This is a genomic window from Burkholderia sp. THE68, from assembly GCF_009938265.1.
GTDB lineage: Bacteria > Pseudomonadota > Gammaproteobacteria > Burkholderiales > Burkholderiaceae > Caballeronia.
In genome coordinates this window covers 132,151-156,520 of sequence record NZ_AP022320.1, presented here as the reverse complement: position 1 = coordinate 156,520, position 24,370 = coordinate 132,151, and the positions used below count along the sequence as shown (strand labels likewise).

Here is a 24,370-nt window from a genome sequence, read left to right as displayed (position 1 = left end):
GTCGTTGAATTTCGCCATGATCCGGCGGATCCGTTCGATGGCCTTCGTACACCCTTATGCTTCGGCCGCAGCAATTTGCTGTTCCAGCGCAGTATTCTTCCCGCATCTGCGCAAGTGTTTTGGACGCCATGTTTTTTCTCCGCAAGTGGTTCCGTACCGGACGCCACCGAAAGTAGACTATTAGTTGCATTTTTTCGTCGCGTCCTGTCATTCACACTCTCTCAAACTCCCTTATACTGACCGTTATGAGCACATCCCTTTCTCCCATCGAGTCGGAATTCGACACCGAGGAACAGGCCGCTTCCCATGACCGCTGGTTTCGCGCCAAGGTCCAAGAAGCGCTTAATGACCCGCGCCCGCTCGTGCCGCACGATGAAGTCGTGGCCGACATCCGCAAGACCATAGCTAACGCCAAACCGCGGTGAGTCTGCGGATCCTCTGGACTGAAAAAGCACGCGAAGAGTTGCGCGAGCGCATGGCCTTCATCGCGCAGCGCAGCCCCATGGCTGCCACCAAACTCTTCGATCAGATCCTCGACTCCGTGGTCCCGGCGTCCGAGCACCCCTATCTCTTTCCGCGTTGCCACGGATCGGAGTGCACTCCTGTTCAACCTACGCCTAAGCCAACACCGTGCTACGGGCCCTTCTGCGGACCCATTAGCTTTTTGATAGCACCTAACGCAACCACTCAAGTCAAAGGTCTGTTTAACCAGCAGGAAAGCCTTTAACAGTGCTGACGTTTAGGAAGTAGGAGCCTCGTTAATATATCGAGGCTCTTACTAACGGAATTTCTTTCATGAAACGGCAAGGCAGCATCTCTCTGAGCGATGTCGTCGCGCACGGCGCGCACATCTTTCCGAACCTCATCGCGATGATGTATGACGAGGCGCCGCAGCCGGCCGCCGATGAATCGATCGACGACGATTACTGAAGCTTCCTGATCTGCCAAAACTTAGGGTTGGTGACGAATGCCAAGGCTATCTTTGAGCTTGTTGTCGCGTTCCCCAGAACTCTCATTGAAAGCGCCGCCGGCCGCGAGGATGCTCCATATGAGCACGATTAGCACGAGCGCGATGGCCCACCATCGCACCTGAATTTGCCCCCGCCTTGCCTCTTTGTTTCGTCCGAGCTCGCGATCCATCTTTTCAATGTCGCGGGACGACTTTCGAATTTGATAGATCGTGTTCACGATTGCCAGGAGTGAGCCCACAATTCCGACGATTGTTGCGAACTCGCTCATGACCCAACTCTCAAAAGTTTGAATCCAGCCACGCCCTCGCCCAGTCCATGCCACGCTGATAAGCGGGTGCCTGGGTGTCGTAGTAGAAGTTATCGAATAAACGAACGGACGCACTATTTCTGGCGTTTCGTCTTTTTCGCGAGGATGTTGAAATAGACACCGGCGTCGAGCATCTTTTGACAATCCTCCGGTGAGCGCCATGTACCATCAGTTGATTGGCAGATAGAGCACCTGAGTTCATCCTTGTCGTTGAACAGCGGCGTTACTTTTCTGCACGCAGCGCACTCGAAACACCCGATCATTTTTGCGCTCCTCGTCTACTGACGGCATTCGTCTTTCGCCACCATAGCCCAGCTACACGGTTGGAGCCGCTCGAACAAACGCCGTCTGTCAGAGCTGAGCGACTCTCACGCGGCATAATCGCGCGGCCCACGCCGCGCGATTATGCCGTAGTCACTCGACCTCGTAGCCGTGCGACGCCAAAAGGATCGCCATGTTCGCGGCCTCCCAGCCACCGGGGCGGCTGTGTAGAAGCGCCGCGTCCTCGGCGAGCATGGTAAGCAAAGCCACCACGTCGAGAGGGCCGTGGGTGGTTGTGGTCTTGCGTCGCTGATGCGCAAGGCTGCAGGCGTCGGCGATCATGACGAGGGCTCGGTAGACCTCTTCGCGAAGTTCCAACTCAACATTGATCGTCATGACCTATCCCGATGGCATTGGAAGCTGTCGAAACTCCCTTCACTGTTCGCTCAAGTCTAAACGCTGTGCAAGGCGTCTGCTGGATTGATCGCCCGATTCTTTCGCCCCTAAGCGTTCGGATTCGAAAAGGGTGACGGTACGTTGGGCGCCGTCTTGTTAACGAGCGCCTCCATCGTTTCAACGTCGGGCGCGCTCGTGGCGAGAATTTCAGTTATGAGACGCTCGGGATTGGCGACCTCTCGCTTCAACTTTTGCCACTCCTCCTTCAAAATCACCTTGGCGTATATCTGCGCGAACTGCAACTCGTGCTCGATGCCTCTGAAAATCTCTTGATTGTCGTAGACGTGACGCGCCGTAGCGTTCATGTTGAGATCAGCCAACAAACTCCGAACCTTAAAAAGCCGATCGACCAGCCCGAGGTGCGCCACTTCTTCGTTGTTTAGACGCAGCAGGATCTGCGTGAGCAGCCTGTGGTGCTGACTTTCATGCTCCGCGATGGTTGCTGCGTATGTCATTGCCGATTCGGTGAAGCCGTGTAGCTGGCTCGGAAACTCGGGTGGCGCGTTGTCCCATGCGTGAGCCACCTCGCCGATCATGCGCTTCCAGCCTTCCACCATGAGGGTTGTCAGTGCGACGTAGAGTGACACGTCTGCGCGGAGATCGTCTATCCATTTCTGCCGCTTCTCGGCGATGAATGTAGCCGCTTGCCGATCGCTTGATGCCCGCTGAACTCTGAGCGATTCTCTCGACTGATTGAGCGTATTTCTCGTGTTGTATACGCTCACTAGTGCAGCGATCAACGCGACTAAGATCGTCGCAGTCGTCGCGATGAGGGCGGTAGCTGCAGTGACAAGAATTTGGACAATGTTCGGGACCTTATCGAGGTTGGCCCAGACGTTCGCGAGGTTTCCACTCATAGTTCGACACGAAAGTAGCCCGGACTGGGCGGTGGTGCAATATAACGCAAGCGCGACCACTATCAGCTCGAGCGGAGCGGCCAGGAACCTGTGAGTCGCGTAGGAATCGGAATTCCTCAAGTCAGATACCGAACAAGGAAGCTGCCGTGTGCTACGGCGCCCACCGAGATCCTCGAGAAGATCATCGACAACCGTATGCCGGTGGCGAGTTGGTCCTCTTAGTGGATCGAACAGCGTAGGTATGCGCGCGCCGGCATCAAGTTGCCTTCGTTTGCGAAGACCCCAGTCGCCTCCCCATCGTGACCACGGGCCGCCTGCCGAGCGTTTTCATTGCGTGTGCGGTAAAGGACAAGAACGAACAGCGGAGAATGCAAGAATGCAAGCCATCGGGGAGGTCACATCAAATGAGAATTAAATTCGCCATCGCGGCAGCCGCCATCTGCTTCTCGTTTGCCGCACACGCGGCCAACTGGAAACTGGTATCAACATCAAAAAATGTCCAGTTTTTCGTAGCAATCGATACGGTTAAGCGAAGTGGCAACGTAGTCGATTATTGGACGAAGAAGGTATATACGCCCGCTAAGTCTTGGAAGAGCGTGACTTACTCTTACACAGTGACGCATGACGATGTCGACTGCGCGCGCCGAACGTGGCATAGCAGATCGATAACTGCTTATGACGATAGCGGCGCTGTGGTAGGAAGCGCGACAGACGATCACGAGTGGAAAGAGATTGTACCGGAGACGAATATGGACGCGGTCGCATCGCGGCTCTGTCGATCATGATGATTTCGGTAAGACCAGGGGAAATTCGCACCCGCACCGCTCGCTGCGACTGGCTGCAGTCCGGTGCGAATTTCCCTGAAGAAATCCATTTGGAATACGCCAGCTACTTCGCAAGCGTAAGGGTAAATAGCGGGAGGCCGTCAGACTCAAAAGCGACTAAATGGTAAGGTCCAGAAATGGGGATCCCTTTTTCATAATCGAACCGCGCTAGCGTACTGTCGCTCCGTCTGTTTTGCTCGTACTTAAACGGTTTCAACATTATCTCGGCAGCGTTTGTCGCAGCCCTTTCGTCTTCGAAAGCAGTGATCAACTGCGATGTAAGATCGCCAGCCTCCGCTAACACTTTGAACGAAAAGGATAGTGCCAGCAAGTCGGGCGCGCAAGCTACCTGGAAGACAGCGACGTCGGCAATAGGTCGTTCGTGTGACAAACGAATATTTGCTATCTGGCTACGTAGAGAAGGTTTAAGATCCCCAGTTAGATTAACTCCCATTTCGACACACGCGTTAATGTTTCTAACCCCAAAAAAGTCGGCCCCTCTATAATCGACCTTAGATGAGAAAGAGCTCAAACGTGAGGAAGATAATCTACCGTACCCGCAGCGCGAATGGTCGCCGATGACGAAGTAACGATGTAACGAGTGAAAGGGTTCGGAGCCCGCGCGAAGACGAAGCAAATCGTATTTGCTGTTTGGCGCAAAATGGTCGACCTGCATGGTCATAGCGACCGGTCCAGCTGTTCGTCGAAAGAACAACGTGTGTTCCAATTTTTTTGTTGTAGCTTTATCGCTCATTCATCGGCCCTATCGCGTAACTTCCCCATGTAGTTAGTCTACTGCGCCCCACAGCAAAGCATGCCGTTTACTTTACGGGCCGCCAGTGCGATACACCACTAATGGCTCAGTCTCCCGTCCCCGTAGAGCTGGGCTAATCTAAAAGCCAGCTGATTGCACTGGCGACGAGTCCGACGCCTAAGGCCGCGGCAGCAACGAGTAGGGCGCTGGGGATCACGATCGTGTCGGGCACGCTCGGGATGTCCTCAACCTTCGTCGCGCCATCGATCTGGGCCTTCAGCTCCCAGCTCGCCTGGTACACAGCGGTGCCGTACACCGGCGTGCACACGCTGCGCGCGGCGTGGCCGATATCAGCTTGCGCGCCTGATCGCACGCTTCGGCCCGGACTACGCGATGACCGACCTCGGTTCGCACATGTCGAATGATTGTCCGGTGCGCGGCTCGCAAGACTTCGCCAAGCGCTGCGAAGTGCCCTTTCCGAACCTCATCGCCATGATGTATGGCGAGACGCCAAAGCGGGCGGCCGACGACCGCACCGGCGACGACGATTACTGTTCCGCCGCGGTCATTACGACAGACTGTAGCCGTGCGAGGTGAGAACTTGCAGCATGTTCGCACCTTCCCACGAACCCGGCCGGCTATGCGTCATGGCGGCGTCCTCTGCCAGCATCGCGAGCAACGCCCTCGCGTCGAGCGCGCCGTGCGTTGTCGCGCCTTCACGTTGTTGGTCGGCGACACTGCACGCCTGGGCCACCAAGACCAGGCCCGTGTAAACGTCATCGGGCAAGTCCAGTTCGATTTTGACTGTCATGGCTGCCTCAGTCGCACAGGTTCGCCGGCGTCAGCGTCGCGCCACACTTCAAACAGCTCGGGCGCATTTTCTGAAATACCTGATCCCAGTTCGCCGACGGCGTGAACGTGACGTCATCGCCTTTAAATCCGTGAATGGCGTAGGTTTCATAGCCACTGGAATACGGCGAGTCGTTCTCGCTCATCCGGAAGTGGCCCGTCTCGCCACATTCACACGCCAAGTTGTAGTTCGTCCGCATCGTCATGCTTCACCCCGTTCAATAGTTGCTGTCGACCCACGCTTTCGCCCAGTCGAGGCCGCGCTGATACGCCTGCCATCGGTAGACTCGGTTTCCCAGATCCGCGAAGACGAACCGTTCTCCCGACGTGCGGCTGATCACCACGCCGGAACGGTAGAGCCGCTGGTCCGCAATGATCGTCGGGGAAGCTTCAATGTTCCATCCGTTGTAATTGGCGAAGCGAGATGCACGCATTGCGAACCTCCGTCGGCGGGAACTATCGTTGCTCAGACCAAGATAGCAGACGGAGAGCCACCATGTGCTACGGAAACCCCAAAGAGATTCTTGCGAACATTTTCGCGGTCCGGACGCTGCCCCCGAACGAATACGGGCATACGCCGCTCGAGGACTTCGACTACTTTTGCGCGTCCAGTGGCTGCGATCCGGCGACGGTCGGCGAGGAAGCGTTGGCTTGGGCGAAACTCGCCTACATCAGCGCGAAGCTGTGAGCGCGATCCCGTTCATCGACTCGAATGACCTGATGCTGGCCACGCTGGTTCGCAAGCCGTTCTCGCGGGAAGAATGGCTCTTCGAACTCAAGTACGACGGCTATCGCTGTCTGGTCAGGAAGGTCGGCGCCCGAGTCGATCTCATTTCTCGACAGGGAAATTCGTCAAACGCTTCATTCCCTGACATCGTCGAAGCCGTATGGAGCCTGCCCGGTAATTTTGTTTGGGACGCAGAGCTGACGGTGGACCACGGGGACGGCAGGTCGTCGTTCGAGCGACTCCAGAAGCGCGCGGTAACCAAGGTCCCGATGCGCGTGCGGGCCGCGATGCACGCACACCCCGCTCGCCTTTATATTTTCGACATGCTCGCGGATCGGGAACGCGACATCCGTCACCTTCCCTTGTCGGAGCGAAAGCTGATCCTGCGCGACAGCTTCGAGAATACGCAGCAGCTCATCTACACGGTGGGCATCGTGGGTGCCGGCACATGGGTCTTCGACCAGGTCAAAGAGCACGACATGGAGGGAATGGTGGCGAAGCGATTGGACGCACCCTATTCTCGCGGCCGATCGCGCGACTGGATCAAAGTGAAGTTCCAGGAGTACAGCCGTCCTGCGGCTCTGGGCTTCGGGCAAAAGTTAGAGTGGCTCTCCGGCCACTCGCTAGACTTCACCAGTCTCGTGTAGCTTCCTGGCGCGGATCAGCGGATCCTTAAGCGAATAGGCTCGACCGGATTGATCGAGGTGCGCTCCTTTTAAACTGATCCAACCGCGCTCTTCTCCGTAGAGGAATGACTGCCACAATCTGCCGTTCGCAACGGCGATCCTCGGGACACCGCTGATGACGCCGCAGGTTAGCCAAATTTTCGCGAGATCAGGCCGAAGCGAGTCAAGGACAAACGACTTTTCTATTTGCGCGTCACGAAGCTTCCGCGACCTGGTCCGATCGTGTCCCCCAACTGTCACCGGCATTCTCGCAAGTTCCTCCCGGAGCTGGCTTATTATCTTCCGGTTGAATTCATCGCCGGTTTCCGGGCTGACCCAGAAATGAGCGCGATACCCTCGGCGGCCGTTGAATAGTTGATTGAACAGCGCAGGCGCGACCGGAAAAAATGTAAGCGAGCGCTGATCACCCACCGTCAGCTCGTCGACGAACTCTCGGCTATAAGACACTCCACTGCCATCGATTGCGGCTGCTAACGACGACCCCAGTTGCCGGATCAGTTCGTCGGGATCTGGGCAAGCCTCAACCTGCTCGATCAGAGCCGGGGAAGCGCCATCGAAATGCCACTCGTCAATCGTCGGTAGACTTGAACGATGCGGAGAAAGACCAGTGTTCACGATTTCCGAGGCGGAAGAGGTCCTTCTACTCTAGTTCAAAGTAGGCACTTGGTCGCCGGACGGATAGATGAACTCCATCAAGTCCTCCAACATCATGTCCTGCAATCGCTCGTCGAGCAGGTTAGATCGCACTTCACTGTAGAGCGCGTTGCAGCGTCGATCAGTGGCGTCGTAAAAGCCGAATTGTGCTTCAACGGCAGCTGCGGCGGCCTCGTCGACGGCTTCGAAATGGATGCGGGCTTCGTCTCGTGTCATGCCTCGGATATCGACACGCTCGCACGAAACTTTAGGCTCTTTCGTGGTGAAAAACTTGCCCTGTCGAATGACGGGAAGTGTTCACCACCTAGTTGCCGTTCTTTGGGGCGATGCTGGCCGCAGTTAGCATAGTAGAATCGCGACCGTGAGTCGCAGGCGACTCATATAGGGCTTGCCTGAGGGCGCAAGCTAAGAAGCGAATAGAAGGCGGCACAAGCTGATAAGTTAAAAATTGGTAAGTCCGGGGGGAGCAATGGTGCGGAAAGGAGCGGCGCTCGCGCTTACGCTGGCTGCGATGGTGGGCAGTGCCCAGGCGGCTGAGGACTGGTTTAAGTTGGGAACGATAGGAAAGGACACGATTTACATGGACCGTGCTTCTGCGCGCAGGTTGCCGGACGGCGGCGTTGTCTTTTGGCTGAAGACGATACACGATCATTCGAACGAACACCCAGATCCGCACTCGCTCGGATATATCAACCCAGAACTCACTCATATCCGCAGCGCGTGTGATGCGCCGGCGGTCTACGTGACAGACGGATACGTCTCCTATAAGTCAGACGGCGGCATTTTCGAGGCGAATAGCTACGAACACCGACACGTCCTGATTCCGGGCAGCACAATGCAAGCAATCGTCAACAATGTGTGCGGTGCAGGCAAAGCAAGATAAATTCAGCTCTTTGTTAGACGTCGGTCAACGCGATCGCCGGGATCGCAACGGGCGAAAGCTTCCGCGCGCCTCGGTTGCTCGACCGGCCGTGCGGACTCAGCAGGATGGGTGACGGTCGGACCGCGACGTCAAATGGCTCAATGCCGAGCGGCCCTTTCCGCTTGACGATGTCGATCGAAACCCCTTCAGCTGCGGGCCTAACTGCTAGGCGTAAGGACGCTGGCGACGCGTCCTGTTGCGCGGCGAGCGGGCGCAGCACGAACAACAGCATCTCGGATGCTTGCACGCATAATGACAGTCGCCGAAGCGCCTCGGCTCGCATGTGTTGCTGCCACAGCAAGAGCGCACCGCAGGTGTTCGTTTTGAGAATCTGCTCGGCGGCCCACAGCGCGTCGGCGCTGGTGCCGACATTGAGTCGCATGATCTTGTCCGGCGGAACCCCAATATACGAAAGCCCGAGTGCGTTTGGCGTGTGCGGCGGCTTGAGCAAAACGATCGGTCGCTTTGCCACCTTGGCAAGCGCCGGCTGCAGCAGGCGAACTTCACCGATGCCGGGCTGTTGAACCAGGAGCTCGGTCAGCGCCCCAATCGGCCAACCCCCGCCCCGCAGCTGTTCCGACAGAGCGGCGTATCCCGTGTCGACCGTGCGGCCAGCGGCGCGGCCCAGCTGGCTGCCTCGCCAGAGGGACGGGTGCAGGTTTTCGATGTCTTTCGGGAGTGCGGACATGGCAATGCTCACTACTGTATGGATGTACAGTATGGAGCGGCCCCACGTATCTGAGGACACGAGGACTCTCTTAAAATAAGGGATAGTCTTGTGCCTAACAGTAAGCCTAGTCATTACGTGGAACCCATCGAAATTCTGACCGAGCCGGAGCGCCGTCGTCGGCGCACCCCGCAGGAAAAAATAGCCATCGTGCAGGAAACACTGGAGCCGGGAGCGTCCGTGTCAGGCGTCGCACGCCGGCACGGCGTCAACGCCAACCAGGTGTTCGGCTGGCGCAAGCAATACCAGGAAGGCAGTCTGGCTGCAGTGAAGGCAGGTGAATCTGTTGTGCCCGCATCCGAGCTGGCCGCCGCCATCAAGGAAATCAAGGAACTGCAACGACTACTCGGGAAAAAGACAATGGAAGTCGAAATCCTGAAAGAAGCCGTGGAATGGAGCCGCTCAAAAAACCTGATTGCGCGCTCGCCCTTGCTGCCAGGGGACGACCATTGAAGACGGTCTGCAAAGTTCTCGGCGTGGCGCGCTCTGGTGTAGCAGCGAAACAGGCTCGCTCGCCGGATTGGCAAGATGGTCGTAGCGCCAAACCGACTGACGACACTGAATTGGTCGAGGAAATCCAGACCCACGTAGCGCACCTCCCAACCTACGGCTACCGACGCATCTGGGCACTGCTGCGCCGTAGTCGGGAACAGGCCAACGCGCCTTGCATCAATCACAAGCGCGTGTATCGGATTATGTGTGAGCACCAGTTGCTGCTGCGTCGCCCCGGCGTGCGGCGAGACAGTCGGCGGCACGACGGTCGCGTTGCCGTTGACCGTAGCAACACCCGCTGGTGCTCCGATGGCTTTGAGTTCCGGTGCGATGATGGCACGCCGCTGCGCGTCACGTTCGCGCTGGACTGCTGCGACCGGGAAGCGATTAGCTGGGCGGCGACGACCGGCGGCCATAGCGGTGATGTGGTGCGCGACGTGATGTTGGCCGCCGTTGAACAGCGCTTCGGCACCACGCGGGCTACACAGCTCATCGAATGGCTGTCAGACAACGGCTCGGCCTACATCGACCACCGCACACGCAGCTTCGCTCGTGAACTGGGGCTTGAGCCGCTGACCACGCCGGTCCGTTCGCCGCAAAGTAATGGCATGGCCGAATCGTTCGTGAAGACGATGAAACACAATTACGTCGCCTATATGGACAAGCCCGACGCACCAACGGCGCTCTCGCGTCTGGCTATTGCGTTTGAACACTACAATGAGCGCCACCCGCATAAAGCCCTGAAATACCGCTCGCCTCGCGAGTTCAGGCGCGCTGCGGTGCCATCAACCTAACGGTGTCCGCGTGTCCTGAGTTATAGGGGCAACTCCACAGTATCCTACACGCTCTAACGTCTAAGCGCAGTCGAGTCCATTCGCCCCGAGTTCGATCCGGAGCCTGCCCTCGCCCGAAGCTGGAAGTAACCTGATTGCCAGGGCTGTAGGGATTTCGATCAACTAGGCTGTCGCCTCATTTTTACTATATTGGACGTCAGCCGGTACCTGATGCAGGCGCATGCATTCGCGTGTCGGCACTTGGAACTAAATGGAGCACTTATGCTAGTCGAGTCTCTAACGACGCTGGGGGTGTTGATCGATCGTCTGATCCAACTAGTTGACAGAAGGGAAAAACTGAATCGCAGCATGTTCATCGACTACGTCGAGCCGGTGATGGCGGATTTTGAAACCATCCACGCTGAATATATGAAAAACTTCCATCGTTACTCGGATATGCTGAGTGATAGAAGTGTCCCCTTCAATGAGGAGCATCCCGTTTTCGAGGAAATAAGACGCAACACAATAGCCGCGCAGCATCTGAAAACGCGCGTGAGAATGCTCGGCGAGATGCCGGACGTAGACGAACGGCTCACGTCGTTCGTGTTCAGTATCTGGCATTACTTCTGGCTAAGTAGCGCATTCGTTTCGGTCCCGGCGCGCGAAGGCACGCCAGCGACCGTTCCCGTTCGAGGTTCCCAGGCAGACTCTCCGCGCAATGTCCTCTTGCGTATGAAGCGAACGCGCTCGGCTGGCTACGTTCTTTCGCTGTCGCTGCATGAAATTTCCGGACGCAACACCAGCTTGAACACTGTCTTAAGAGCGCAGAGTTCAGAAGACCTTCATGGGCGAGCGCAGGCTGCTGTCTGGAGCACGGCCAAGATCCTTCAGGACAAATATGCGGCGGTGTACTTTGAATTTACCAAGCTGAAGCAACGCCTATTAAAGCCAATTTGAGGCTCGAATGAAACGGGACGACACCCGTCAGGCCGTGAATCAGAGCCGAAATTTGGATGTCGTTCTTCCGCGCTTCCCTGGAGATTCGGATATGCCAAAGAAAACGGATAGCGATTCAATTCCGTTGGGCTACGCCTTAACGTCCAAGACGCGCTCTGGCCGAGAGAAGGCGACGGTCATTGGATCGAGGCGTGTTTTTCCAGATTGGAAATCCCGTACCCATTGCACGTTCGTGCCCACGACTTGTGCCAGTCTTCCTGCCTTCCCAAACTCCTCTGCCGTTTCCTCGGTGACGTCTTGCCCTTTCGCGCGAAGCTCTTCAATCCGTCCCGACCTCTCTGCGTACAATCCCTGCAAGGCAGAATAGGAGGCGCCATAGCTCTCCAGGAACCGCCCGAGCGCGTGTTGTCCGTCAGGCCTGGCTGCAACGCTGCCCAAGCTGCGTCGGGCGGAACTGGTGTGGTCTGCGGCAAACGCGATCAACTTGTTGAGCTCGCTAAGCTCTTGGATAGATCCCACCACGTCCGGGCTAAACTGTTTGCTTCGCGTTTGCTCGAGATAGATGTTCGCCTGGTCGTACAGAGCGAGGTATGCGAGCGGTTTGCTATCCCAGATCGTCTTTGCGTCGTTGACTGCTTCCTCAATGGAAGCTGCGTCCACCTTGACGCACCTACGTGTCTCGTCGTTCGAGACGATCAGCAAGTGCAGGCCCTTAACGCGAACTGGCTGCGGCCGAATAATCACATCCAGCACTATCTCTTCTTCCTCCTCCCTCGAGACACGCGGTGAGAATGCCGGCTCGGAATAGTACGAGAGGGGCGATCTCCTTGAGCGGCTCGGCCAGTCATCGTCGTCGTCATCGTTCGCGCCGATCTGATTTTCCCGATTGCGCTCGCTCGCATCATAAGCGTCGTTGTTCGGATTCATGCTGTCGCTGCGATCATCATTCGGTGTTCTGGCCATAGGGTCTCTCCTCAGAGTTTTTCTTCTATTAGAAATCGTGGGAGTCGAACGACTGCCGCATGGCGGATTATCGTCCATGCGCGGCGTCTTGCAAGCGAATTGTGTCGGTGGCGCCCAGTCCAGTGGACGTAGTCAAAAAAAAATGGAAGACTACAAGGGCATAAAGGAGGGAGGGCCGCCCCTCCCTCCTTTATGCCGCGAAGACTTTAAACATCCGGAACGTAGTTGGGGTACTGGCGTCCCGCTCCCCAAACGATGCGACACGCGCCGGTTTGCGCGGGCACATTGACATACCCTCCGCCGGCTTCAGATGCTCCGCCACCGTACTCACCCGAGCCCGGATATTGCGAACCGGCCCCACCGTTGGTGTTATTAGCCGTGGCAGCCGTACCATTAGAGCCCTTACCGAAAATGCCGACACCACCACCGCGGCCACCTTGTCCGGTGCCGCCTCGTGGAACACCGAACCCACCACCGGCTCCCCCACCGACGCCCGCAATCGCGGCCTGTGTTGTAGCGCCGCCTGCGCCACCATTACCCGTGTACCCTCCTGCGCCGCAACCACCGCCTGGGTATTCCCAGTAGCACAAGGCGACTTGACCCGACACACCAGAGTCACCACCACCGTCACCGACACCGCCTGCCGCAGTATTGGTGATCTGAGCCGCGCCTGTCGCCCCGCCACCTGAGCCACCGTTAGCCTGCAGCAATACCGTGGTGCCGCGCAGGATCTTGGTGATGCCGCCGTCACCCGCGCGGGCCGTCTTGGAATCCAAACCCTTATCGCCAACGATAACTGTCAGCGTCTCGCGCGGAGTGACAGGAATCGATGTTCTCCACCGCAACGACCCACCAAAGCCTGACGATCCCCACGTCCCTGTGGAACCCGAGCTACGATCCCAACCACCACCACCTCCGCCGACACCGACGGCTGAAATTGCATAAACACGGTCGGGAACTACAAACTGGTAGGTACCGGGCGTCGTAAAAGCTTGCTGACCCAGTACAGCGGTCAAGCCTGTACTAGCCATTAATAAAGATTCGAGCATCGCGTGCCTCGCATGTCGGTGCAGTTCTTAGACATAAAATTGACCGGCATAAAGGAAAGAGGGGTCCCCCTCTTGCGCCGTCCACTATGCATATCTGCGATTTCGTTTGGGGCTCGCGACCGTCTGCCGGTCGGCTCGGGCACTACGCTGGAAGGGCTCGATGCGTTCGCCCGCATGCAGATCGATGAAGCTTCATGGCCAATCGACTGTATCGCCCTTCACAGCGTCGATCTCGACCCGATACGTGTTGAAAGTTATCGAACGAAGGCTGCCGACCCGAAACCGGCGCCAGCCCCGGTATCAGGCTTAGGGGTGGTCTTGATTCCCGTGCATTTTCCGGGTTAGGGCGCTCTAGCTCCGACAAGGCTTTGCCTTCTGGCGCCAAATTAATATCCTTATAAATCAAGCGCTTTCTGTCTACCCTGAAACGCATCGTCGGCGCGTCTATGCGCGCTGACTGGCAGCACGCGTCGCCGCTCCTTGGGTCAAGCTTGGAAGCAGCCTGCTTGCGTACCGTCCCACGGGGAAAATGAAGGTTCCGCGCAGGTTGATGCCCTCCAGATGCGTCGGCGCAATCCTTCTGAGCTGTTCGGCTCCAGGCGATTCGCCTCCGGAGGCTTGCAGCGCCTCGAGCGCATGCTGCATGTGGGTCGTGTTCCATGCCATCAGAATGTTCGCAAGCAGGGTCAACGCGGAAGACACGGCCGAGAGCGAATCTTCGCGCCGTGCCAATTCGACTGGGATACGGCCAACATGAATCGCGCGCTGAACCACATGCACGGCTTCGCCCCGATTCAACACGTGCTGCAGCTCCGCCCTGAATGTCGTGTTCGTGAAGTAATCGATCAGGAAGATGCTACGGAACAGGCGACCGATGTGGACGCCTCCGTCATAGACCGGCTGCCCACGCGCTGCTGAGCCGAAGCGGCTTAGGGCTTCCACTGCAGTACATTTTCCTGAGCGAATCGATGCAGCAATCCTGACAAACTCGTCCCAGATTTCAGCGATGAGGTCAAGTCTGACGTCGCGGTCTGTAACCGCACAAAGCTCTTGCGGCACGTCCTGACTGCGAGGAACGTGAAGCCGACGATCACGAAGATGCGACAGGCGAGGGCAGAGATCAAATCCAAGCGCGCGGGCCAGGCCCATCGCGAAATCGGTGTACCCATGCGTGTCGACAGCGAGCTGAGCGATGTCTTTCGTGGCACTCTGGCGCACAACACCTTCGATGGCCGCACCTGCTTGCCGCTCATTCAAAACGATCGGCTGATCGTAAAAGATGCCCCAACGATCGAGCACGTGTGTGTACATTCCGATGGATGCCGAGCGGCGCCGCGGATCTGCCCGAGCTTGCCATACCTTTCGTGTGGTTTCGAGCGACATCATGTCGGAAGACGCGAGATCAGAACGGCCCCAGTGAGCAGCGATAGGGTGCTCGTGCATGAACTCAAGAACTGCATCGGCGGCAAGCCTGAGCTTTCTCTCGTCCGCCAAGCGTTTCATCATTTGGCGGATCGCGTCGCCTGACACCTCGGGCACCATCCTAGAGAGTTCCGCGGCCGAGAGAGATGTTCCATGCGCGAGCACGGCTGAATAGACCATCAGCAGTTCCACTCGTGAGCGAGGTTCACGCCCGAGCAAAAGCCAACTGAATCGTGTTGCGCTATCGATCTCGAGGATGATCTCCGGTAGTTGCCCCTGCGGATGCGCCTGGTAGATCGCCTGTCGCAGGCGATCCGCTTCGTTGTCCGCCGGCTGGGCATTAAGCGGACTCAAATGCACGGCCGTGTCAACTTGCACATCCCCTTGCTTCACCGCTTCGAGCAAGAGATCAAGCCTTTGATCGAGAAGTGCAAGGATCGGATCGAGAAATTCCTTGGGATCTTGCGGAAGACCCAGTTGCCCGTAAAGATTGTTGCGTTTGGCGATCCACTCGCCCATCGGAATCAACATGCGCGTTCGACTACGGAACGCGAAACTATGCTCCACATAGACGGATCCGTTGCGAAGCGCGACGCGCAGGGCGAACAACGTGGCCCATTCGAACGCCTTCATGGCTTTGATTCGGTCGAATCCGTCGATCGCTTCGCGCCACGCGCGACCCAGACGAATATTCAACCCATCGGGCAGTAAGTAAGCGTGACGGCGATAAAGATCTCGAAGCAGAACGATCGCGTCGAGTACGGGCTGAGTGGAATCAGCCTCGAAGGGCAGTTGCACTATCCGCATCAATAGGTTCCGTGCCGAGTGTCGCTTGCCGATTAGATGCTGCCGCATGAGGCTGCGGCGGCTTTGCGGTGGGCAGAGAACCTTGTCGGCCAGTTCACAGAGCGCGCTACCAAGCTGTTCGCGCGACAGGGACTCGTCAATCGCCAAAGCCTTCACAGCCAGGGCGAACTCGCGAAGCTGATCGTCAAGCTTGTTCTTCGCCGCGTCGAGCGCGCGAGATGCATCATTCGCGACTTTCTGCACCCAGCGCCGGAGCATCGTGAGTACGTGATCGGTCGCCATGCACAGCGAATAACGCATGAAACAGGCGGCCTCGAGCCTCCGGCTTTGCGGCGCGATCCGTTTGCTGATGGATGGAGAGCGGTTGGCACAGCGACGAGCGTAGTAGCGAACAACTGCATCGTTGCATGCGCCTGGCCATGGGGATGCGACGCCGTGCATGGTAAGGAGATTAATCTTGTCCAGCACTTCACCCATCTGCTGAGTCGAACCACGGAGCGGCACAGCCCAAAGCCAGCCCTGCAGGCTCACGTACTCCTTGTGTGGCTGGGGTAAAAGGCGTGCCCAGCTGTCCAATTTCTCCGGGCCGAAGGTTCGCTGAAATTCCTCGTGGAGCGAACTCTCGATATCGCGAACTGCTTGGACGATGAACTGTCGGATTGTCCGTTCGTTGGGTATGACGATCCGATGTTCGTAGAACCATTGCTTCAGGTCATTGCCCAATTGGCCGCGCTCTGGGCGACCCGTCAATTGTTCTTTCAGCCAACGTATCACGTATCGACGTTGGTGCTCTGAGATCGTGCGGAAGTTCGCGATGATTTGAGCAAATCGTTGATGGTCGGACAGCGTATCGAAGCGTCCGTCGTAGATCGAGCGCAGCGTTCCGAGATCGGGCGGCTGGACATGCAGTTGTCGACCGAGGTGCCGCCACAGCATCGCAGGTATCTGGCGATATGAATCCAGCGATCGGCCGGACATTCGTATGAACCCGACGTGCAACGCAACGGCGAGACGATATAAATCAGATCGCCGCGTCTCGATGAGCGCGATCTCTTGCTTCGAGAACGTGAAGAAAGTGTTGAGTTCAAACTCGCTCAGATCGCGGGGTACTTGACGGATCCCAAGATAGCCTGTTCGCCAGCTTTCCATCGTCTGTGCTCCGCGGCGATCACGAAGCGATCCAGCCTAGCGGCGCAAAATCGGCGGCGCTACGGTACAAATCGGGATGCCGACCTGGCATCGGCTGTCCAGCCGACAGGAACCAGCGGCGATTCGCTGGAATTGACATAATGTGACCTGAAACGAGCCTAGTCAGCAGATGGTCCTTGACATAAGGCCTCACGAATTAAAATGCGATAAATAAGGTTATGTCAAGTTATAAGGATAACGAATTGGTTCGACGCCAGAGTTTGAATTTTCAGCGGCTAATCCCTTAGTTGCATTGCAGGGAGATAAACTCCCTGCAAGCCTCTTTTCGCCGTGCCGAAGACTCCTATCCGCGGATAAACGCGAGAATGTCCGCGTTAATCGTATCGGCATTCGTCGTGTGCATACCGTGCGGATAGCCGGGATAAATTTTGAGCGTACTGTTCTTCAGTAACTTGGCCTGAAGTAGCGCTGCGTTTTTGTACGGAACCACCTGATCATCGTCGCCTTGAATCACGAGCGTCGGCACCGTAATAGATTCCAGATCCTCAGTCTGATCGGTCTCGGAGAACGCCTTGATGCCTTCGTAGTGAGCTTTGGCGCTTCCCATCATGCCTTGACGCCACCAGTTCTGAATGATGCCTTGGGAGATCTTCGCATCAGCGCGGTTGTAGCCGTAGAAAGGACCGGTTGGCACGTCGATATAGAACTGCGCACGATTTGCGGCGAGCCCCTCGCGCAGGCCGTCCAAGATTTCGATTGGCGCGCCTTCGGGGCTCTTCGCAGTCTTGACCATCAACGGGGGCACCGAACTGATGAGAACCGCTTTGGCTACGCGATCCTGCGGCTGGCCAAACTTCGCGACGTAGCGTGCAACTTGGCCACCGCCGGTCGAATGGCCCACATGAACTGCGTTCTTTAGGTCTAAATGTTCGACCACTGCCGAGGCGTCAGCAGCATAGTGATCCATATCGTGCCCTTCGCTAACTTGGCTCGACCGGCCGTGGCCGCGGCGATCGTGAGCTACGACGCGAAAGCCTTGGGACAAAAAGAAGAGCATCTGTGCATCCCAATCATCAGCGCTCAATGGCCAGCCGTGGTGAAAGACAATGGGTTGTGCGTCCTTCGGCCCCCAATCCTTGAAGAAGATGCTCGTACCGTCCTTCGTCGTGACAAATGACATGATCAGCCTCCTAGTCGTAGGGAATCAGAAAATTCGATCTACTTCCTCACCTTGCGCGTCGAACTGAGATAAGCGAACCCAGTCACGCGCCCTTGCCCATGTCGAGCGAAGGTTGCTGTACGCGTCGACCTCCAGCGAACAGCTCGCTCAGTGACCCCCGAAGCGTGACAAATCACGCCTTTGGGTATCACTCTTGCTAGGCAAGACGTCGGTCGTCGGTACACATCGATCGTCGAAACCGTAACATTCAATATAGGTTTAAGGTCAAGCACTACGATCCCCGGTCTCGCAAACGGGTCTTACGTAAGGAGGGGTGTCTATCGCACCCCACTCTTCCCGGATCAGTTCAAGGCCCCTTCGATAAGGCGTGACCTCGAACTCGGGAAATCGGCTCTTGAACTTAGTAGAGTCAAAAAGATTATCTACTTCATATCGAGGTAGCAATTCCCTGATTTCGCGAACTTGTTTCGAGAATATCCCCGCGGCAGTCAAGGTCCATTTGCCAAGTACAGTGTACCCGTACGGCCGGCCAAAGATCTGGCAGGCCAGCGCGACAAACTGCTTGTAGGTCAGTCGGTCGTCGCAACATGGCAGATGCCAAGATTGACCGAACGCATCCGGTGCATTTCCGAGCGTTGCCAGCGCACGGCTCGCATCGGGTGTCCAAATAAGCGTGCGTCGCGTATCGTCCCGCACCGGAACTCGAAGTCTCTTTCCGGCTTTCAGCTTATCGATGATTAATGCATTTGTGACGCTTTGCGTTTTTTCTGGACCGTAGAATTCGGGAGCCCGACCGATCAATACCGGTATATCTGCGCGCTTCATTTCTTCAAGCACCATTCCCGCCATCGCGGCGCGTACCCGTCCCTTGCGTCCGACCGGAGCGAACGGCGTTTCCTCCGTCTGCGGGGTGTTATTTTGCGGATACATGTAAGTGTTGTCGAAGTAGGCGAATCTAGCGCCCGCCGCTCGGCTCGCTGCCAAAGCGTTTTTCAACATCAGCGGGAACTGCGTTTCCCACAGCCGCGTATCGGGCGGAAGACCCGCGGTGAAATAGACAATACGGCTGCCCTTGACCGCTTTCGCGGTTTGAACTGGATCAAGAAGATTGGCCGATACCAAGGTATCCGCATCGGCGACTTTTCGTGGGGTGCGGCTCACAAGCCGTATATCGCTTGTATAGTTACGTCGAAGTTCGCGCGCCAGTTCGATAGCGATTTGGCCATTCGCTCCCAATATCGTCTGCATTGCATCTACCTTGGTGAAAAGCTCGTGAAAATATAAGTAGCCGAGTATCTCTGCTTTGGTGTCGCGCTTTAAGCGTATGTGCGACCGTCGAGGACCAACTGCCGGATGGCTTTCCCGACTACGACAAGGTGCAGCCCATCCTGAAGATTCAGAAAGCGTAACCTTAAAGTAAAGTTGAGAGTCAACTGTTGTTTTGGCTCTGATGGATGAGAATTGAGACTAGCAAGTTTATGCGGACCGAGCGCTCCAGAATCTGGTTCTGTGAATCCACGGCTTGATCCCGACCGCTGATAGCAGGGCCAAAGGGCACTGTTACCATCAACTTGACGCCATAATGCTCTTAGAAATCACCGCAGCGGGAACGACTCCGGGTTTGCCTTGGTCGAGAGCCGCCACCCGCCGCCTGTCTCGGCTAAGAAGAGGTGGCGTCGTTTGGAGCTATTGCCGACGACTCAGCACAGACGTTGAAAGCGAGACCCACTGCTCGACGCGTCGAGTACGGCGAACCCGTCCGCAGTGTTGCGAAAAGCAGCGAAACGACGTCCAACGCTCCTTTCTAAGTGGACACTCGCAACGGATTCGGGGCAGCAATCTAACCATCGCTGCTTCGAGATTCCCTCGCGTGTGTTCCGCACTACGGCTTCACGACCTTCCAGACTGATCTTTCTTCATCAACGCAACGCAAGACCCAGTTCTTCGCCTCGACCGCTGATCCCTGTGCCGTTATCCAGGACTCGACACTCAGTTTAAGCGTGCCGTCCTAGAGGCGAACACACGTTCCGTACACCCCAATCCCGTCTGACATTTCGACGACAACCGCACTGGCTCGGTTCGCGTCGGTCGGATGAGCCTTCACAACGAAAATGCAGCCCGCATAGCGGTGCGTCGCACGGGCGAACATCAAAAGCTTCAGCGCTGCCGATTGCTCGACGCTCTCCGGCCTACGCCGCGCGAGAAAGCGGTACTCGACTGGCGACGTCGCGCATACCGAGCCGCGCGACATAAATCTCGACTTCTCGTACGACCCGGTAGTACATTCCAGAGAGTCGCCCATAAGCACACCGCGAGTTTGGTTGGCGAAATAGCCTACCCTCGGTTGAGAGAGCGATCTGCTCATTCCGAGTCGGCGCGCCGCGCCTCGGCCCAAGCGAGCTGCGCGACGCGTACGAACCGGTCGCCCATCGCCCGCGCGTCATGACTAACAGCCGTGCCCCGTACGACACGCGCCCGAATGCCATGCAGAATCGCGGCGAATCGGAACATGTTGAATACAATGTAATAGTCGAAGCCGACGAGTTGTTCACGTCCCGTGCGACGGCAATAAGTGCTGACGTAATTTGCCTCGTTCGGCAAGGCGAGCCGTGCGAGATCGAGACCGCCGAGGCCTCCGAGAATGTCCGGCGGCAAACGGTACATCATTGCGTTGTAGGCGAAGTCGGCCAAGGGGTCGCCGAGCGTGGACAGTTCCCAGTCGAGCACGGCGATCACGCGCGGCTCGGCCGGATGAAAGATCAGATTGTCGACGCGGAAATCGCCATGTGTGAGCGCAGCTTCGTCGCGCTCCGGCAGGTTCGATTTCAGCCAATCGATCACGTTGTCCATGTCCGAATTGCGGCCGGCTGCGTCGTCGCTCAGATATTGATTCGACCAGCGCTCGACCTGTCTTGCGACATAACGCCCCGGCCTGCCGAAATCGCCGAGACCCAGCGCGGCATAATCGAGTTGATGCAGATCAGCGAGAGTGGCATTCATCGCATCGAGATAGCGAAACCGGTCGGCCGCCGACAGCGACGCGAAGCTCGAATCCCAGAAGATTCGACCCTTCACCAGTTCCATCACGAAGAAGCCGCTCCCTAGCACGGCAGCATCGTCGCAGGTGCCGAATATCTTGGGCACCGGAAAACCGGCCGAACCGACGGCGGACATCACGCGTGCCTCCCGCTCGACGGCGTGCGCGCCTTTAAGTAGTTGACCAGGCGGTTTGCGGCGCAGCACGTAGTCCTGCAAGGGCGTATGCAGCCGGTAAGTGGGATTCGACTGCCCGCCCTTGAACTGCTCGACTTCGAGCGGGCCGGAAAACCCTTCGATGTTGTCACGCATCCATTCGAAAAGGGCCTGCTGATCGAAGCGATGGGCTTCGCGGACGGGAACTGTGCCCGAGAACTTGTCGGCATCAGACACGATAGCTCCCTCCGAGTGCGGCACGCTTTATCTTTTTCGCCAGCGACCATTTATGCACCTCAGTCGGGCCGTCATAGATGCGAAACGCCCGCACCTCGCGGAAAAATTGTTCCACGATCGAATCGCGCGACACACCGGATCCGCCCATGGTCTGCACGCAACGGTCGGCGACCCTGAAGAGTGCGTCCGAGACGGCGACCTTAGCCATCGAGCTTTCGGTCGTACCGAGATCGCCGCGGTCGAGCACGTCGGCGCACCAGTCGATCATCAGTGCTGCCTGCTGCAGGTCGATTGCGTTGTCGGCCAGCATGAAGCCGACGCCCTCATGGTCGATCAGCCGCTTCCCGAATGCGTGCCGCTGGCTAGCATAGTCGACCGCGAGTTCCTGAGCCCGTACCGCCAGACCGAGCCAGCGCATACAATGCGAGAGCCGCGCGGGCGAAAGGCGTATCTGAGCATATTCGAATCCTGCGTGCACTTCGCCCAGCACCGAGTCCGCCGGTACCCGCAAGCCGCGAATGGCGATCCGCGCGTGGCCGCCGGGCATAGATCCGTCGATGGTATCGAGCACCTTCACGACCTCGATAGCCGGATCTGGAAGGTCGACAAGAAACATGGTGGCGCGAGGCTTGTCGCCATCTTTCGTCAGGGCCATGACGATGCCCACCGCCGCACCCACCGCGCCGGTGATGAAGGTCTTGCTTCCATCGATGACCCATGCATCGCCATCGCGGCGCGCAGTGGTCTTGAGCATCGATGGATCGGAGCCTGCGCCCTGCTCCTCGGCCGGCTCGGTCATGAAGAAGGCAGAGCGCGCCTCGCCGGTCTGCAACTTTGTCAGAAAGCGCTCTTTCTGTGCGGTGGTAGCGACCCTGCCCAGCAGGAACATGTTGCCCTCGTCAGGCGCCATCGTATTCACTGCGACGGGACCCAACGGCGACAGGCCTGAACGTTTCAACACGGCCGCTGTTTCGACGTGCGTCAAATGTGTGCCATCGGTAAGGATGTGGGGTGTCATCACCCCTGCCGCCCGCGCGAGCGTGCGCAATTCAGTGACCAGTTCTTCCGAGGGGCCGTGAGGGCCGTTGCGGCTGTCGCACTCGAAGGGAATGACGGTTTCACGAACGAATGCTTCGACACGGTCCGCAATGTCGCGGCTGCGGTCGGTGGGAGAAGGTGTCAGCATGGCGGTTTCGGGTGAAGTTAGAGGCTGCTCGTCAGATGGCCACCATCGACGACGAGTACGGTTCCGGTCATGTAGCGGGACGCCGCGGAGGCAAGCAGGAGCATGGGACCGTCGAGATCTTCAAGTTTCCCGAGGCGTCGCTGTGGAATGCGTTTAATAAGCGCCTCACCGGCGCTGGTACGCCATAACTCCTGATTGAGCTCCGTCTCGAAGTAGCCGGGCGCGATCGCGTTGACGCGGATGCCGTGGCGTGCCCATTCGAGCGCGAGCGTTTTGGTCATCTGTATCACGCCCGCTTTCGAGACGGCGTAGGGCAGTACGTTACCGGCCTGCCGCAACGCCAGAATCGACGCGACGTTGACGATTGCGCCCATGCGCGGCTTCAACGCCGGGAAAAGATCCTTGGCGACGAAAAACATTGCTTTCAAATTGGTATCAATGACGGCGTCCCAGTCGGCCTCGCTCTGCTGCAATGCAGGCCTGTCGATCACGATCCCGGCGTTGTTCACGAGCACATCGAGTTCACCAATGGATTCCGCCAGCGCCTTTCTCGAGGCAGCATCGTTGACGTCGACTTGCACGCAAGACGCCGCGCAGCCTTCGCTACGCAGGTGCTGCACCCGTTCCTCGAGCACGCTGATCCGCCGCCCGGCCAAGATCACTTCGGCTCTGCAGCCCGCAAACAATGCGGCGAAATGCGCACCTAGCCCGCTTGATGCGCCCGTTATCAAAACACGTCTTCCTCGCAGGTCGAAGCATTGTTCAACGGTTTCCAGATCACTCACCTTTTCTCCTTGTCATCCCGACCGTCTGGCAAGATGCAGATATATCGGACAAGCGGCACTTGCGACCACGCATGAGCGTCCACAGATGCGCCGGTAATGAAAATCGAGACGCCCTTTCTCAGGCGAAGGCCCGAGACTCGTTCAAGTAGCCTCGGCAATGGCGACACGGCGCCGCTTTTCTATGCCATGTCATGCGCGACAAGGCCCAGACGGCTCAACAAGCGACGGTCCGCTTCCGCTTGCGGATTACTCGTAGTGAGCAACTGGTCGCCGTAAAAGATCGAATTCGCGCCGGCGGCAAAGCACAGCGCCTGCAGCGCTTCGTCCATCTGCTCGCGGCCGGCGGAGAGACGCACCATCGCTTTCGGCATCGTGATGCGCGCGACCGCGATCGTGCGCACGAACTCGAACGGATCGAGCGCCTCGACGCCCGTGAGCGGCGTGCCCGCGACCTGCACGAGATTGTTGATCGGCACCGATTCCGGATACGGCTCCATGTTCGCGAGTTGCGAGATCAGCCCCGCGCGCTCGCGCCGCGATTCGCCCATGCCGACGATCCCGCCGCAGCACACGTTGATGCCCGCATCGCGCACGTGTTCGAGCGTGTCGAGACGATCCTGGTACGTGCGCGTCGAGATGATCTGGCCGTAGAACTCGGGCGATGTATCGAGATTGTGGTTGTAGTAATCGAGACCGGCGTCGCGCAGTCCTTGCGCCTGATGCGCTTCCAGCATGCCGAGCGTCACGCAGGTTTCGAGGCCCATCGCCTTGACGCCGCGGATCATGTCCTTGATCGGCTCAAGATGACGATCCTTCGGATTGCGCCACGCCGCGCCCATGCAGAAGCGCGTCGCGCCGTTGGACTTGGCGGTTTCGGCGGCCTTCAGGACTTCGTCGACATCCATCAGCTTTTCGGCCTTGAGGCCGGTGTCGTGATGCACCGACTGCGGACAGTACGCGCAGTCTTCCTCGCAGCCGCCCGTCTTGATCGAGAGCAGCGTGGAAAGCTGCACCGCGTTCGGATCGAAATTTTCGCGATGCACGGTTTGCGCGCGATAGAGCAGATCGTTGAACGGCAGGTCGTACAGCGCGACGACATCGGCGACGCGCCAGCGCTGCATCGGTTGCGGCGTGGTCGTGGTGGTCGTGGAAGTGGTCTCTGCGGCGGTTTGCTGGGTCATGA

At 57.8% G+C, this 24,370-nt stretch carries 27 protein-coding genes; 9 read left to right on the top strand and 18 right to left on the bottom strand.

Features of this window, described 5'->3' with window-relative positions; translation table 11 throughout:
- The first annotated feature begins 245 nt into the window (after positions 1–245).
- Entirely contained in the window at positions 246–425 is a 180-nt protein-coding gene (gene relB, locus BTHE68_RS36135) for a type II toxin-antitoxin system RelB family antitoxin (protein ID WP_162071105.1), read from the top strand.
- A 370-nt stretch (positions 426–795) separates the two neighbouring features.
- On the top strand, positions 796–930 hold the full coding sequence (locus tag BTHE68_RS37225; protein ID WP_286202808.1) for a hypothetical protein: 135 nt from the start codon (positions 796–798) through the stop codon (positions 928–930).
- A 21-nt stretch (positions 931–951) separates the two neighbouring features.
- On the opposite strand, the gene BTHE68_RS36130 is transcribed toward BTHE68_RS37225, so the two are convergent.
- From BTHE68_RS36130 to BTHE68_RS36120, 3 genes are all read right to left on the bottom strand, one after another.
- On the bottom strand, positions 952–1,239 hold the full coding sequence (locus BTHE68_RS36130) for a hypothetical protein (RefSeq protein ID WP_162071104.1): 288 nt from the start codon (positions 1,237–1,239) through the stop codon (positions 952–954).
- Between the two features lie 453 nt (positions 1,240–1,692).
- On the bottom strand, positions 1,693–1,935 hold the full coding sequence (locus BTHE68_RS36125) for a hypothetical protein (RefSeq protein WP_162071103.1): 243 nt from the start codon (positions 1,933–1,935) through the stop codon (positions 1,693–1,695).
- 107 nt (positions 1,936–2,042) lie between these two features.
- Positions 2,043–2,852, bottom strand: a complete 810-nt coding sequence (locus BTHE68_RS36120) for a hypothetical protein (protein ID WP_162071102.1) — start codon at positions 2,850–2,852, stop codon at positions 2,043–2,045.
- 368 nt (positions 2,853–3,220) lie between these two features.
- Here BTHE68_RS36120 and BTHE68_RS37325 point away from each other — a divergent pair, with 368 nt between their 5' ends.
- Together BTHE68_RS37325 and BTHE68_RS36115 are read left to right on the top strand one after the other, a co-directional pair.
- A complete protein-coding gene (locus BTHE68_RS37325) occupies positions 3,221–3,637 on the top strand; it encodes a surface-adhesin E family protein (protein ID WP_353622679.1) in 417 nt (138 codons plus the stop codon).
- A 1,186-nt stretch (positions 3,638–4,823) separates the two neighbouring features.
- Positions 4,824–5,027 (top strand): hypothetical protein, encoded by a 204-nt coding sequence (locus BTHE68_RS36115; RefSeq protein ID WP_162071101.1) that lies wholly within the window; start codon positions 4,824–4,826, stop codon positions 5,025–5,027.
- Here BTHE68_RS36115 and BTHE68_RS36110 read toward each other — a convergent pair.
- The 3 genes from BTHE68_RS36110 to BTHE68_RS36100 form a co-directional block, all read right to left on the bottom strand.
- Positions 4,999–5,241, bottom strand: coding sequence for a hypothetical protein (locus BTHE68_RS36110; protein ID WP_162071100.1), 243 nt, complete (start codon positions 5,239–5,241; stop codon positions 4,999–5,001). The genes BTHE68_RS36115 and BTHE68_RS36110 overlap by 29 nt on opposite strands.
- Before the next feature lie 7 nt (positions 5,242–5,248).
- On the bottom strand, positions 5,249–5,425 hold the full coding sequence (locus BTHE68_RS36105; RefSeq protein ID WP_162071099.1) for a hypothetical protein: 177 nt from the start codon (positions 5,423–5,425) through the stop codon (positions 5,249–5,251).
- A 72-nt stretch (positions 5,426–5,497) separates the two neighbouring features.
- Positions 5,498–5,713: a hypothetical protein gene (locus tag BTHE68_RS36100; RefSeq protein ID WP_162071098.1), complete on the bottom strand. Its 216-nt coding sequence runs from the start codon at positions 5,711–5,713 to the stop codon at positions 5,498–5,500.
- A 62-nt stretch (positions 5,714–5,775) separates the two neighbouring features.
- On the opposite strand from BTHE68_RS36100, the gene BTHE68_RS36095 reads away from it, so the two are divergent.
- Together BTHE68_RS36095 and BTHE68_RS36090 are read left to right on the top strand one after the other, a co-directional pair.
- Positions 5,776–5,967 (top strand): hypothetical protein, encoded by a 192-nt coding sequence (locus BTHE68_RS36095; RefSeq protein ID WP_162071097.1) that lies wholly within the window; start codon positions 5,776–5,778, stop codon positions 5,965–5,967.
- A complete protein-coding gene (locus tag BTHE68_RS36090; protein ID WP_232078421.1) occupies positions 5,964–6,653 on the top strand; it encodes an ATP-dependent DNA ligase in 690 nt (229 codons plus the stop codon). Before BTHE68_RS36095 ends, BTHE68_RS36090 begins: the two co-directional genes overlap by 4 nt.
- Here the strand turns inward: BTHE68_RS36090 and BTHE68_RS36085 are convergent.
- Positions 6,630–7,307 carry a hypothetical protein gene (locus BTHE68_RS36085; protein ID WP_162071096.1) on the bottom strand — a complete coding sequence of 226 codons (678 nt, stop codon included), beginning with the start codon at positions 7,305–7,307 and terminating at the stop codon, positions 6,630–6,632. The genes BTHE68_RS36090 and BTHE68_RS36085 overlap by 24 nt on opposite strands.
- Before the next feature lie 30 nt (positions 7,308–7,337).
- Positions 7,338–7,562, bottom strand: a complete 225-nt coding sequence (locus BTHE68_RS36080; protein WP_162071095.1) for a hypothetical protein — start codon at positions 7,560–7,562, stop codon at positions 7,338–7,340.
- 253 nt (positions 7,563–7,815) lie between these two features.
- On the opposite strand from BTHE68_RS36080, the gene BTHE68_RS36075 reads away from it, so the two are divergent.
- On the top strand, positions 7,816–8,229 hold the full coding sequence (locus BTHE68_RS36075; protein WP_162071094.1) for a hypothetical protein: 414 nt from the start codon (positions 7,816–7,818) through the stop codon (positions 8,227–8,229).
- Positions 8,230–8,242: 13 nt separating this feature from the next.
- Here the strand turns inward: BTHE68_RS36075 and imuA are convergent, their stop codons facing one another.
- Positions 8,243–8,956 (bottom strand): translesion DNA synthesis-associated protein ImuA, encoded by a 714-nt coding sequence (gene imuA / locus BTHE68_RS36070; protein ID WP_162071093.1) that lies wholly within the window; start codon positions 8,954–8,956, stop codon positions 8,243–8,245.
- Positions 8,957–9,082: 126 nt separating this feature from the next.
- Here imuA and BTHE68_RS36065 point away from each other — a divergent pair.
- Together BTHE68_RS36065 and BTHE68_RS36060 are read left to right on the top strand one after the other, a co-directional pair.
- Positions 9,083–10,281 (top strand): IS3 family transposase gene (locus tag BTHE68_RS36065; protein WP_174258164.1). Its coding sequence is split into 2 segments (ribosomal slippage): positions 9,083–9,398 and positions 9,398–10,281, totalling 1,200 coding nucleotides; the frame shifts between segments, so codons are not numbered across the junction.
- A 348-nt stretch (positions 10,282–10,629) separates the two neighbouring features.
- Positions 10,630–11,217 (top strand): hypothetical protein, encoded by a 588-nt coding sequence (locus BTHE68_RS36060; protein WP_162071091.1) that lies wholly within the window; start codon positions 10,630–10,632, stop codon positions 11,215–11,217.
- A 129-nt stretch (positions 11,218–11,346) separates the two neighbouring features.
- Here the strand turns inward: BTHE68_RS36060 and BTHE68_RS36055 are convergent, their stop codons facing one another.
- The 9 genes from BTHE68_RS36055 to bioB form a co-directional block, all read right to left on the bottom strand.
- On the bottom strand, positions 11,347–12,180 hold the full coding sequence (locus BTHE68_RS36055) for a hypothetical protein (protein ID WP_162070994.1): 834 nt from the start codon (positions 12,178–12,180) through the stop codon (positions 11,347–11,349).
- Between the two features lie 206 nt (positions 12,181–12,386).
- Positions 12,387–13,211 (bottom strand): hypothetical protein, encoded by an 825-nt coding sequence (locus BTHE68_RS37380; protein ID WP_502710633.1) that lies wholly within the window; start codon positions 13,209–13,211, stop codon positions 12,387–12,389.
- A 462-nt stretch (positions 13,212–13,673) separates the two neighbouring features.
- The gene (locus tag BTHE68_RS36050) at positions 13,674–16,607 is read right to left on the bottom strand and encodes a Tn3 family transposase (protein ID WP_162071090.1); all 2,934 of its coding nucleotides are present in this window, start codon (positions 16,605–16,607) and stop codon (positions 13,674–13,676) included.
- 343 nt (positions 16,608–16,950) lie between these two features.
- Complete coding sequence (locus BTHE68_RS36045; protein ID WP_162071089.1) at positions 16,951–17,787, bottom strand: alpha/beta fold hydrolase; 837 nt, start codon at positions 17,785–17,787, stop codon at positions 16,951–16,953.
- 264 nt (positions 17,788–18,051) lie between these two features.
- A complete protein-coding gene (locus BTHE68_RS36040) occupies positions 18,052–19,035 on the bottom strand; it encodes an NAD-dependent epimerase/dehydratase family protein (RefSeq protein ID WP_162071088.1) in 984 nt (327 codons plus the stop codon).
- 1,113 nt (positions 19,036–20,148) lie between these two features.
- Positions 20,149–21,216 (bottom strand): phosphotransferase, encoded by a 1,068-nt coding sequence (locus BTHE68_RS36035; protein WP_162071087.1) that lies wholly within the window; start codon positions 21,214–21,216, stop codon positions 20,149–20,151.
- On the bottom strand, positions 21,209–22,402 hold the full coding sequence (locus BTHE68_RS36030) for an acyl-CoA dehydrogenase family protein (RefSeq protein ID WP_162071086.1): 1,194 nt from the start codon (positions 22,400–22,402) through the stop codon (positions 21,209–21,211). Before BTHE68_RS36030 ends, BTHE68_RS36035 begins: the two co-directional genes overlap by 8 nt.
- A 17-nt stretch (positions 22,403–22,419) precedes the next feature.
- Complete coding sequence (locus BTHE68_RS36025) at positions 22,420–23,187, bottom strand: SDR family NAD(P)-dependent oxidoreductase (RefSeq protein ID WP_225936610.1); 768 nt, start codon at positions 23,185–23,187, stop codon at positions 22,420–22,422.
- 179 nt (positions 23,188–23,366) lie between these two features.
- Positions 23,367–24,368: a biotin synthase BioB gene (gene bioB / locus BTHE68_RS36020; RefSeq protein WP_162071085.1), complete on the bottom strand. Its 1,002-nt coding sequence runs from the start codon at positions 24,366–24,368 to the stop codon at positions 23,367–23,369.
- Positions 24,369–24,370 lie beyond the last annotated feature (2 nt).

Bases quoted from the DNA above. Each gene is read 5' to 3' on its own strand.
- relB (WP_162071105.1), top strand. From the start codon at position 246: ATGAGCACATCCCTTTCTCCCATCGAGTCGGAATTCGACACCGAGGAA.
- BTHE68_RS37225 (WP_286202808.1), top strand. From the start codon at position 796: ATGAAACGGCAAGGCAGCATCTCTCTGAGCGATGTCGTCGCGCACGGC.
- BTHE68_RS36130 (WP_162071104.1), bottom strand. From the start codon at position 1,239: ATGAGCGAGTTCGCAACAATCGTCGGAATTGTGGGCTCACTCCTGGCA.
- BTHE68_RS36125 (WP_162071103.1), bottom strand. From the start codon at position 1,935: ATGACGATCAATGTTGAGTTGGAACTTCGCGAAGAGGTCTACCGAGCC.
- BTHE68_RS36120 (WP_162071102.1), bottom strand. From the start codon at position 2,852: ATGAGTGGAAACCTCGCGAACGTCTGGGCCAACCTCGATAAGGTCCCG.
- BTHE68_RS37325 (WP_353622679.1), top strand. From the start codon at position 3,221: ATGCAAGAATGCAAGCCATCGGGGAGGTCACATCAAATGAGAATTAAA.
- BTHE68_RS36115 (WP_162071101.1), top strand. From the start codon at position 4,824: ATGACCGACCTCGGTTCGCACATGTCGAATGATTGTCCGGTGCGCGGC.
- BTHE68_RS36110 (WP_162071100.1), bottom strand. From the start codon at position 5,241: ATGACAGTCAAAATCGAACTGGACTTGCCCGATGACGTTTACACGGGC.
- BTHE68_RS36105 (WP_162071099.1), bottom strand. From the start codon at position 5,425: ATGAGCGAGAACGACTCGCCGTATTCCAGTGGCTATGAAACCTACGCC.
- BTHE68_RS36100 (WP_162071098.1), bottom strand. From the start codon at position 5,713: ATGCGTGCATCTCGCTTCGCCAATTACAACGGATGGAACATTGAAGCT.
- BTHE68_RS36095 (WP_162071097.1), top strand. From the start codon at position 5,776: ATGTGCTACGGAAACCCCAAAGAGATTCTTGCGAACATTTTCGCGGTC.
- BTHE68_RS36080 (WP_162071095.1), bottom strand. From the start codon at position 7,562: ATGACACGAGACGAAGCCCGCATCCATTTCGAAGCCGTCGACGAGGCC.
- BTHE68_RS36075 (WP_162071094.1), top strand. From the start codon at position 7,816: ATGGTGCGGAAAGGAGCGGCGCTCGCGCTTACGCTGGCTGCGATGGTG.
- imuA (WP_162071093.1), bottom strand. From the start codon at position 8,956: ATGTCCGCACTCCCGAAAGACATCGAAAACCTGCACCCGTCCCTCTGG.
- BTHE68_RS36060 (WP_162071091.1), top strand. From the start codon at position 10,630: ATGTTCATCGACTACGTCGAGCCGGTGATGGCGGATTTTGAAACCATC.
- BTHE68_RS36055 (WP_162070994.1), bottom strand. From the start codon at position 12,180: ATGGCCAGAACACCGAATGATGATCGCAGCGACAGCATGAATCCGAAC.
- BTHE68_RS37380 (WP_502710633.1), bottom strand. From the start codon at position 13,211: ATGGCTAGTACAGGCTTGACCGCTGTACTGGGTCAGCAAGCTTTTACG.
- BTHE68_RS36050 (WP_162071090.1), bottom strand. From the start codon at position 16,607: ATGGAAAGCTGGCGAACAGGCTATCTTGGGATCCGTCAAGTACCCCGC.
- BTHE68_RS36045 (WP_162071089.1), bottom strand. From the start codon at position 17,787: ATGTCATTTGTCACGACGAAGGACGGTACGAGCATCTTCTTCAAGGAT.
- BTHE68_RS36040 (WP_162071088.1), bottom strand. From the start codon at position 19,035: ATGCAGACGATATTGGGAGCGAATGGCCAAATCGCTATCGAACTGGCG.
- BTHE68_RS36030 (WP_162071086.1), bottom strand. From the start codon at position 22,402: ATGCTGACACCTTCTCCCACCGACCGCAGCCGCGACATTGCGGACCGT.
- bioB (WP_162071085.1), bottom strand. From the start codon at position 24,368: ATGACCCAGCAAACCGCCGCAGAGACCACTTCCACGACCACCACGACC.